The 10,586-nt window shown below is 59.3% G+C and carries 6 protein-coding genes; 4 read left to right on the top strand and 2 right to left on the bottom strand.

The genetic code is table 11. The features are described from left to right. The first annotated feature begins 485 nt into the window (after window positions 1–485). Complete coding sequence (locus tag PG899_RS20245) at window positions 486–3,704, top strand: ExeM/NucH family extracellular endonuclease (protein WP_077095467.1); 3,219 nt, start codon at window positions 486–488, stop codon at window positions 3,702–3,704. Between the two features lie 136 nt (window positions 3,705–3,840). Here PG899_RS20245 and PG899_RS20240 read toward each other — a convergent pair whose 3' ends face one another. After that, window positions 3,841–4,386 (bottom strand): glycine zipper 2TM domain-containing protein, encoded by a 546-nt coding sequence (locus PG899_RS20240; protein WP_016350791.1) that lies wholly within the window; start codon window positions 4,384–4,386, stop codon window positions 3,841–3,843. Window positions 4,387–4,890: 504 nt separating this feature from the next. Between PG899_RS20240 and PG899_RS20235 the strand changes: the two genes are divergently transcribed. Continuing rightward, complete coding sequence (locus tag PG899_RS20235) at window positions 4,891–5,079, top strand: hypothetical protein (RefSeq protein ID WP_017764436.1); 189 nt, start codon at window positions 4,891–4,893, stop codon at window positions 5,077–5,079. 60 nt (window positions 5,080–5,139) lie between these two features. Here PG899_RS20235 and PG899_RS20230 read toward each other — a convergent pair whose 3' ends face one another. After that, window positions 5,140–6,666 (bottom strand): YfcC family protein, encoded by a 1,527-nt coding sequence (locus PG899_RS20230; RefSeq protein WP_077095466.1) that lies wholly within the window; start codon window positions 6,664–6,666, stop codon window positions 5,140–5,142. Window positions 6,667–7,301: 635 nt separating this feature from the next. On the opposite strand from PG899_RS20230, the gene PG899_RS20225 reads away from it, so the two are divergent. Both PG899_RS20225 and PG899_RS20220 read left to right on the top strand, forming a co-directional pair. Further along, on the top strand, window positions 7,302–8,924 hold the full coding sequence (locus tag PG899_RS20225) for an acyl-CoA synthetase (RefSeq protein WP_077095465.1): 1,623 nt from the start codon (window positions 7,302–7,304) through the stop codon (window positions 8,922–8,924). Window positions 8,925–9,063: 139 nt separating this feature from the next. Then, window positions 9,064–10,554: a KAP family P-loop NTPase fold protein gene (locus tag PG899_RS20220; protein ID WP_077095464.1), complete on the top strand. Its 1,491-nt coding sequence runs from the start codon at window positions 9,064–9,066 to the stop codon at window positions 10,552–10,554. Window positions 10,555–10,586 lie beyond the last annotated feature (32 nt).

Here is a 10,586-nt window from a genome sequence, read left to right as displayed (position 1 = left end):
GGGGCTGGGGAAGTTGTGGCCTAATGGCTTATTTGGGCAACAACGCCTCAGGCGGTATCGATTTGGGAAACAACGCCGCAGTGGGGGGCACCTATCCCGTGTCACCCATCTGTTCGCCTGAATAACAAACAATCGGCTGCGCGCGGCAGCCGGTGGGGTGGCAAGCGACTGTTTTTACGCGATATGTCAGCTTGTGTCGCCATCTTGTGCGCCGCCTTTGCCTATTGGCGGCAGCAAATACCGGCGGGCGGGAAATAACGGAAAATAATGGCAAGGAGTCTGAAAAAAGCCCTCTTTTTTGTCACCTGGTCGCAACATTTTTCTGTAATTGTTAGCCAGCTCGCGGCGACCCTTAGCGGAAACGGGCAGAGTAGGCGCCATGGTCGGCCAAGGCCGCCATGATACGCAATCAGGGTTGTAATCAGGTGCTGCGGCCCGCTTGGCGGGGCGCAAAACATAACATCAAAAAGAAAAAGGAAACTGGCATGTCAGGAAGACACTCTCTGGTAGCGCTGGCCGTCGGGCTGGCGCTGGCGGGACCGGCACAGGCACAGCTGCTCATCAGCGAATACCTGGAAGGCTCGGGCAACAACAAGGCGGTGGAGCTGAGCAACCTCGGCAGCGACCTCGTCGATCTCTCCCAATACCGGTTGGCACTCTACGCCAACGGCAAACCCATCAGCGAATCCCCCACCAACAGCCTGACGCTGCAAGGCACGCTGGCCCCGGGCGCCACCCTGGTGCTGGCCAACCCCTCCGCCAGCAGCGAGATCCTGGCCAAGGCCAACCGCACCAGCGGCAACCTGGTGTTCAACGGTGACGACGCCCTGGTGCTCTATCGCGGCAGCGAGATAATCGACAGCTTCGGCCAGGTCGGGGTGGATCCGGGCACGGCCTGGGTGTCGGGCAACGTCTCGACCCTGGACATGACCCTGCGCCGCAAGGCCACCGTCACCACCGGCCGGACTGAGGCAACCGGACCCTTCGATCCAGCGCTGGAATATGTGGCCGCCCCGAAAGATGACGCCAGTGGCCTGGGTTGCAGTGGCGATGGTCCCTGCGATGGCACCCAGCCGCCCGCCTTCGTCTGCCCGGTGGACAGCCTGGTGCCGGTGCCCGCCATTCAGGGCCCGGGCACCAGCAGCCCGCTGGTGCCGGCCGGCAAGTTCGAATCGGAACAGGCCTACGCCACCCGCGGCGTGGTGACTCAGGTGGTCAGCGGCCTCTACAAGGGCTTCTTCATTCAAGATGAGCAGGGGGACGGCGATCCGGCCACCTCCGACGGCCTCTTCGTCTACAGCACCAAGGCCAACGCTGCCATCGTGCCGGGGGCCGAAGTGTGCGTCTCTGGCAAGGTGAAGGAGTATTTCAACCAGACCCAGCTCAACGCCGACGAGCTGGTGGTGACCCGGCCGCAGGGGGCCATCCCGGCCGCGGTGGATCTGCTGCCGGTGGCGGGCGAGAGCCTGAGCCAGCTGCTGGAGCGTCACGAGGGGATGCAGGTACGGCTGGTGCCGGGCTCCAGCCTGGTGGTGACCCGCAACTTCAGCTTCGATTACGACGGCAAGCGCAACAACCTGGTGCTGGCCTATGGTGCGCCGCTTATCAAGTCGACCCAGAAATTTGCCGCCATGAGCCAGGAGGCGAGCAACTGGGCTCTGCGCAACCAGCAGAACCAGCTGGTGGTGGAGACCGACGCCAAGGCGCCGGACGGCGTGCTGCCCTGGTTCCCCGGCTTCAACGCCGAGGACGGTTACCTGCGCATCGGCGACAAGCTCAACGGGCTGGAAGGGGCGCTTGGCTACTCCTACAACCTGTTCCGACTGGTGGCCAGCAACCACATCGACGCCAGCCAGATAGATCACAGTGGCTGGGATCGGGTGGAAACGCCGGAACTCGCCGAGGCGGGGGATCTGCGGGTCGCCAGCTTCAACGTGCTCAACTTCTTCACCACGGTCGTGGGCGGGGATGCCAACCCCACCGGCAGCAACCGGGGCGCCTTGACGGTGGCGGAGTTCGAGCTGCAGCGCACCAAGATCGTCAGCGCCATCACCCGCCTCAATGCCGACGTGGTGGGGCTGATGGAGATCGAGAACAACGGCTATGGCGACAACTCCGCCATCGCCAACCTGGTGGCGGCCCTCAACGCCGCCCAGCCGGATGAGGCGGATCACTACCGCTGGATTGCCTCGCCGGATGGCAAGCCGATTGGCACCGACGCCATCACGGTGGGGCTCATCTACCGACCCGCCAAGGTGACCCCGGAGGGGGCTGCCAGCCTCATCGCGCTGCCGGTGCAGCAGGCTGAGGCGGTGGATGCCAGCGGCAAGCCGGTGACCATCAATCAGGGGATGCGCGAGTCACTGGTGCAGCGCTTCAGCTCGCCCAAGGGGGATGCGCCGCTGACTCTGGTGGTCAACCATCTCAAGTCCAAGGGTTCCGCCTGCTTCGAGGATTACCCCGACTACGCCACCGCCGATCCGCTGGATGGCCAGGGCCACTGCAATGCGCTGCGGGTCTCCGCCGCCAAGGTGCTGGGGGAGCACCTCAAGGATTTGGCCGGGGATCTGCTGCTCATCGGCGACATGAACGCCTACGGCATGGAGGATCCCATCCGGGTGCTGACCAACTATGATCCGGCCGCTCAACCCCGTCAGATCATGAGCGCCTCCTTCACCACCCTGGCGGGTCAGCCCTATGAGGAGAGCGGCAGCGCCCTTGGCAAGGGGTATGGCCTTATCAACCTCAACACCCGCTTCCACGGCACCGACACCTACTCCTACAGCTATGAAGGTGAGCTCGGCAACCTGGATCACGCCCTGGCAAACCCGAGTCTCGCGGCCAAGGTGATCGGCATCGAGGATTGGCACATCAACTCCGCCGAGAGCAACTTCTTCGAGTACGGCAGCAAGTACAGCGGCCAGCTGGCGAAATCCGAAGGGCCCTTCAGCGCCTCGGATCATGATCCCGTGCTGGTGGCCATCCAGTATCCGCTGCCGCCTGCCGGGGTATTGAGCCTCGAGAGCGCCGCTGCGAACGTGGAGGAGGGCAACACCCTGGCCTTGAGCGTGGCGCGCCGTGACGGCACCTATGGGGAGGCCAGCGTCAGCTACCGCATTGCCTACGGCAGCGCCGATGCCAACGACGTGGCGCCGCTTACCGGCACCCTGCACTGGGCCGCCGGACAGAGCGACAGCCAGACCATCAGCATCCCGGTGAAGAGCGACACCCTGAACGAGGGGGACGAGACCTTTACCCTGGAGCTGTTTGACCCGAGTGGCGCGACCCTGGGCGAGCAGCACCAGACCCTGGTGACCATCAAGGACAAGCTGGCGCCGTCCACCATCTCGCTGGCGCGCGCCAGCCTGACGGTGAACGAGGGGCAGTGGTTTGCCGAGATCCCGCTGGTGCGCAGCGGTGATCTGAGCAAGCCGGCCCGGGCCCGGGTGGCCCTTGACGGAGTCACGGCGCGCTGGGGGCTAGATTTCCTGCCCTGGTTCGGTCAGTCGGTGAGCTGGGCCGCGGGCGAGGGGGGCAGCAAGTCGGTCAAGGTGCTGATCATCGATGACTGGTTTGTCGAGCCCACCGAGCAGTTCAAGGTGAGCCTGGCTGCGTTGCAAGGTGGCCAGCCGGGCAACCTGCAGGAGACCCGGGTCGACATTCTGGACAACGACAAGTCCTGGTGGCCTTTCGGTCGCCACTGAGGATGACTTCTCAATATAAAAAGGGGCCTGCGGGCCCCTTTCTGTTGTTGGTCACCTTGCTGTTGTCAGCCGGGAGTACCGAAAACAGCGAGGCCCATCACCAGGATGGGCCTCTGAGCTGGACCAGCTGACGGGATCAGCTGCCGCTCTGAGGGCCGTCGATCACCAGCTTGCCATCCTTGACCGGGATGGTGGCGCCGGGGGCCTTGTTCATGCGGATCACCCCTTCCTGACCGGCGAGGCGGTAGGTGACGTCATAGCCCAGGGTACGGGTGCTGCTCTCCTGCACCGTCTTGCAGCGCTGCTCGGTGGTGGTGTAGGTATCACCGGCCTGCATGTTGCCCTGCACCTGGTTGCCGGCATAGCCACCGGCCACGGCACCTGCGGCGGTCGCCACCTTCTTGCCGTTGCCGCCGCCGAACTGGTTGCCGAGCACCCCGCCTAGCGCCGCGCCGACCACGGTACCCAGGATCTTGTGCTCGTCCTGCACCGGCTTGCGGTGGGTCACGGTGACGTTGCGACATTCCTGACGGGGGGTCTTGATGGTCTCGGTCACCGCTTTGCTGGCCAGCACTTCGGCGAACTGAGGCTGTGATGAAAACAGGGATCCGCTGGCGGCGGCTGACAAGGCCAGCGCAGAGGCCACACCGATCCCGACTCCTGCCAACATGGATTTGTTCATTTTTTCTTCTCCTCAAATGCATCACGGGATGCGTCTCTTGCTTGCGGTCATCTTGGCACAAGGGCAAGGAGGCACAAGGCAAAGCCGGTGCGGGCACGACAGCCCCTGACTGCATCGAAAAGAGCCTCGTCAAAAAGGTGTCGGGCTTTGGCGACAAGGGGCGGGGGGAAGGCTACAAAAGCGATCTGCGAATGGCATTTTGCGATTCAGCTGGACCTGTTTTCCCATTTTGCGCCAAGCTCCTGCCACCGCTGGCTGGCGCAGTGGCAAACCAGAGGAACTTGTCATCCACCAGCGTCAGTCAGGGCGCGCCAACCGCTTGATAAATCACTGTTGCCGGGATGGCTGGCGGCCGATAACAGATCACGGCAAGCATTATGCTTGCTCTGTTGGCAGAGAGAATAAATCGCGCGTCTCTGGCGGCCCGCTCCAATGTGAGCCGGCAGGCGCCACCCGCAGTCAGGCCAGATCGGCTGCGGTCATCCGGTCAGCAAGGGGGTTCATATGTCGATGCTGCCAAGATGGATACAACCGGCCGTGCAGGCCGGCATCATCACCCGGGAACAAGCCCAGCGGCTGCTGGACTCCCTCTATCAACCCCTCTGTGAGACGGCGCAGGAGCTGCCCGCCGACCTTGCCGACATCAGCCTAAAGCTCTTCTGTTTTCGCCAGCAACACAGGGTGCGTCACTAGGCTCTCCAGATCTGCACCCTGGATAAGGCATGACCCCCGCCGGGGCGGGGGCCATGTGCCCTAGATCATCATCACCTGCGCCACCAGCATCAGGGCGCCAAATCCCAGCACAAAGCCCACCATGGGCAGCACGAACCTGACCCACTGGTTGAACTGGATACCGAGCATCTGCAGGGTGACCAGCACCAGCCCGGTGGGGGCCAGGAACAGCATGGCGTACTGTCCCCAGTTGTAGGCCGACACCACTATGTAGCGCGGGATCATCACGGTATCCGCCAGCGGCGCCATGATGGGCATGGAGAGCACCGCCAGCCCCGAGGAGGAGGGCACCACCAGCCCCAGCAGGGTGAACACCAGCATCTGGGCCACCGCAAACACGGCGCCGTGCATGCCGGCCACCAGACTGGAGGCATAGGCTAGGATGGTGTCCGAGATCATCCCCTGATCCAGCACCAGGTTGACCCCCCGCGCCAGCCCGATGATGAGCGAGACGGCCACCAGCTCGGACGCGCCCTGGGTGAAGGCCTCGACCGCTTCTTTCTCCTTGAGGCCGGAGATGAAGATGATGACGATGGCGACGGCAAGGAAGGAGGCCGCCATCTGCGGGAACCACCAGCCAGCCATGGAGACGCCCCACACCATCAGGGGGAAGGCGAGGATGAACAGGGTCAGGATGATCTTGCGGCGCAGGGTGAAGGGGACCCCTTCATCGAGGGAGCCCTCTTTCAGGAAGCGGGCCCGGAAGCTCTCTCTGTCCTCATAGGTGTAGGAGAAGGCGGGGTTGGCTTTGATCTTCTTGCAGTACCAGTAGAGATAACCGATCACCACCAGGGTGCCCACCAGACAGCCGACGGCGCGAACGCTCAGCCCCTCGGTAAAGGGGATGCCGGCGGCGTTGGAGGCGATCACCACCGAGAAGGGGTTGATGGTGGAGAAGGTGGTGCCCATGGAGGCGGCAAGGAAGATGGCCCCCACGCAGACGATGGCGTCATAGCCGAGCGCCAGAAAGATGGGCACCAGGATGGGATAGAAGGCGACGGCCTCCTCCTCCAGTCCGCAGGTGGTGCCCCCCAGCGCCATCACAAAGCAGACCAGCGCCACAAACAGGAACTCGTTGCCCCGGGTCTTGCGCGACAGCGCCACCAGCCCGGCGTTGAAGGCCCCCGTCTTGTTGATGACGCCGATCAGCCCCCCCAGCACCAGGATGAAGACGATGATGTCGGCTCCCTCTATGGTGCCCTTGACCATGCTCACTGCCACGTCGGAGAGCCCCTTCGGCGCCTGGGCCAGCCGCTCATAGGTGCCGGGGATGGCGATGGGCTTGCGGATGGTGCCGTTGACGAACTGCTCCACCCCGATATTGATGTCGAGCCTGGTCAGCTCATCCTGAGTGGCGGGCACGCGCCGGGTTTCCCCTTGCGGCGTGTTGATGGTCAGCATATGGCTGGCGGGATTATAAGAGAGCTTGGCATAGGCGCCCGCCGGAATTATCCAGGTGAGGGCGATGGCCAACAACATGATCAAAAACAAAATGGTAAACGCGGTGGGAAATTGTCTGCGGGTCTGGGTATTCGGCTCGGCACACATAAAATGCTCCTCGATAAAGCAGGTTCGGGCTCGGCGGAATATCGGGTCGATAGGGTTCCTTCGTCATGCAGCGAGAGTGCGCAAACTCACTGGTTGTGGCGCATCGTATGGCGAGAAATCTGGCCTGATATTGAACATCCGGTAGATTGTTTCACCAAGAAACCATAACCCGCCGAGGGGAAGCATGAACAGCGCTGCGGGCCTGCTTTATGGAAGCCGTCACAAAATATATTTAATGGGAGGTTTGTCATTAATTTATTGGCAATAAACCGATGCGCTTGCTTATGCCATAAATATCCAGCTGGCGATGTTTGTAAATATATCGATATCGGTAATCCTGCAACCAGATATGGCCAGCTTGCATGCAAGCATCAGCATATTCATTATTTGCCGGGTTTTATGCCGAGGATATTGGCCATCGACATTTGTCGCTGAAAAAACAGGCATCAGCATGCAGCTTGGTCAGACTAGCGGCGCCAGCACGGCGCCTCTAAGACGTTTTGCTAATACCTGCGACCATCACCTCGCGCTAGGCTGTGATCCCCGATACGAGCACCCTCTGGCAGGACGCCAGAGGGTGGTTGCCGGCGCTCCCGGGAGCGCACCGCTTTTGCTACCTGCGAGGAAGGAACCCGATGACAGAGCAGAACATCTATCAGCGCGATCTGGAAAAAAATCCCGCCAATTACCAGGCGCTGACCCCCATCAGCTTTCTGGGGCGGGCCGCCCGGGTCTACCCCGACTATCCGGCGCTGATCCACGGCCCCCTGCGCCAGAGCTGGGCCCAGACCGAGCAGCGCTGTCGCCAGCTGGCCTCGGCCCTTCGCCTGCATGGCATCGGCGAGGGGGATACCGTCTCCATCGTCGCCCCCAATACCCCGGCCATGTTCGAGGCCCACTTCGGGGTGCCCATGAGCGGCGCCGTGCTCAACACCATCAACACCCGGCTCGATGCCGAGTCGATGGCCTTTATCTTCCAGCATGCCCAGAGCAAGGTGGTGCTGGTAGACAGGGAATTCGGCGCCGTGGTGCGCAAGGCGCTGACATTGATTGAACTCGCGCCGCTGCTCATCGCCATCGACGATCCCCTCTACCGAGAGGGGGAGCTGGTCGGCGACCTCGACTATGAGGCGTTTCTTGCAGAGGGGAATGGGGATGAGCCCGGCTGGCTGCCGCAAGATGAGTGGCAGGCGATCTCCCTGAACTACACCTCCGGCACCACCGGCAACCCCAAGGGGGTGGTCTATCACCACCGCGGCGCCCACCTCAATGCGGTCAACAACGTGCTCTCCTGGGAGCTGCCCAAGCACAGCGTCTATCTCTGGACCCTGCCGATGTTTCACTGCAACGGTTGGTGCTTCCCCTGGACGCTGGCAGCTACCGCCGGGGTGAGCGTCTGCCTGCGCCATGTGCAGGCGGCAGCCATCTATGAGGCGCTGCACGAGCACAAGGTGACCCACTTCTGCGCCGCCCCCATCGTGCTCAACATGCTCAACAACGCCGATCCGGTCCTCAAACGCGGGCTCGACCACCCCATCAAGGCGATGACGGCAGGGGCGGCGCCACCCGCCACCGTGATCGCCGGCATGGAGGCGATGGGGATTGCCGTGACCCACGTCTACGGCCTCACCGAAACCTATGGCCCCTGCGTGCTGTGCGAACCGCAAAGAAGCTGGCAGGGGCAGGATGCCACCACGCTGTCGCGTCTGAAAGCACGTCAGGGGGTAGCCTCACCCCTGCAGGGAGAGATGCGGGTCATCAATCCGGTCAGCGGCGAGCCGGTCCCCCGGGATGGCAAGACCATGGGCGAAATCGTGCTGCGCGGCAATGTGGTGATGAAGGGCTATCTCAAGAATCCTTCTGCCAGCGCCGAGGCGATGGCGGAGGGGTGGTTTCGCAGTGGCGATCTGGCGGTATGGCACCCGGACGGTTACGTGGAGATCAAGGACAGATCCAAGGACATCATCATCTCCGGCGGGGAGAACATCTCCAGTCTGGAGGTGGAGGACGTGCTCTATCGCCATCCCGATGTGGACGAGGTGGCGGTGATCGCCATGCCGGACGAGAAGTGGGGGGAGGTGCCCTGCGCCTTCGTCAAGCTCAAGGAGGGGCGCGAACTCAGCCAGGCCGAGCTGATTGCGTTTTGCCGTGAGCAGATGGCCCATTTCAAGGCCCCCAAACGCATCATCTTCACCCCGCTGCCGAAGACCTCCACCGGCAAGGTGCAGAAATTTATGCTGCGCCAGCAGCTGGGGTAGGAGCTAGCCACTCTCATCCCAAGTTTTGAGTTGGTGCCATTTTGCCTGGAGCAAAATGGCACCAAACTTCTATGTCCATCAAACTCTTTCGGAGCTCACTCTGGTAATATCCTGCTCAATATCGAGGCAGGAAAATATTATGACGCGTGCAGAGTTTAATTGGGAAAACTCCATTGCATGGAGTGGTCCGGGAACCATTGAAGGAGTGCGGGATACTCTCGCAGGAGATCGACTGGATCGCGCTCGCTATGCCGAATTTCTGACCAATTATCTGGCGACAGAGGGCAAACAGCGCAACTATGTGTTGAACCTCAATGCCGAATGGGGGGCAGGCAAAACCTGGTTTATCAAGCGCTGGTATATGGAGCTGAAACAGCACTATCCCACCGTCTATATCGATGCTTGGCAGCAGGACTTTTCTGATGATCCCTTATTGACGGTGATCTCTTCGATTATTGACCAGCTAAAGCATGTTGCAGGTAAAGAGAACCCTATTCCCGAGAGAATGCGTCAGCGTTTGTTGGGATTATTTAAGGTCGGCGGCAAACTGGCATTGAAAGCGGCCATTAAGAAGGCTGGATTGGAAGAAGATGATTTTTCTCTGGAAGGGGCTGATGCCAATCAGCTGGTAGATGCCTTATGCAGTAATCAGAAAGAGCGTTATGAATCTATCCAGTATCTTAAACAAGAGATACGGCAATGGGTGGAAGGGGCTGTTGGATTAGGTAATGGAGATCTTGATTATCCCGCTTTTATTTTGATTGATGAACTGGATCGCTGCCGCCCCTCCTATGCGGTAGAAATGCTGGAAACAATCAAGCATATATTCGACATTCCCAAAGTTGTTTTTGTATTGGCAACGGATACCGAGCAATTGCAACATGCAGTGAAGGTGATTTACGGCGCTGATTTTGATGCACATACATATTTAAGTCGTTTTTTTAGTAGGCGCTTTAGCTTGTTAGCTGGTTCAAAACGACATTTTATAGAAAGTAATTTATCTAATAGTGTACTTGTAGATCATTCTTTTGATAATGTTTGGCCTAAAGGGTTAAATATAGAAGCTATTATCACAGTATTGTCATCCATATCTGATGCATGCCACTTATCTTTGCGAAGTACAGAGAAGTTAATTGACCGTATGACATTGGTACTTTTAAATTTAGAGAAAGACGATATTAATGTAGTCTTCTTGGCTTATATGCTTGCATTACATGAGATAAAACCATCCGATTATGAAATGATAATCACAATGGCAAGAAGCAGACAGAAACTGGCAAATGTAAAGATGCAGGAAATAAAACCAAAGGCATTAAATGAACTGCAAGGCTCAATATATCTCTCCATGAGAGCAGTGCAGGGAGTCGAATTTGTTTCTGGTGAATACAGTATTCAAATTGAAAATTTAATCAGAGACTATCTTTGGAGTTATCTTGGTGAACACAATAATGCATCTGTTCATCTATTAGAACAAAATAAAATTTTAATTGATCAGCATTCTCGATTTAATAGAGATGAGCACTGCGAGGCTCTGAAGTATTACATTTTAAATGCAGAGCTATATGAAAAATCCAGATTAGATATGTCGGTATATAGAAACTGGGTTGAGTTAGCGATGTCATTTGACTGAGCTTAACGGGCTGAATAGCCCGTTAAGCAATA

The organism is Aeromonas sp. QDB39 (assembly GCF_027707585.1).
In the GTDB taxonomy this organism is placed as follows: domain Bacteria; phylum Pseudomonadota; class Gammaproteobacteria; order Enterobacterales; family Aeromonadaceae; genus Aeromonas; species Aeromonas hydrophila.
The sequence above is the reverse complement of the archived record's forward strand: the minus strand, read 5'-3'. Positions and strand labels throughout refer to the sequence as shown.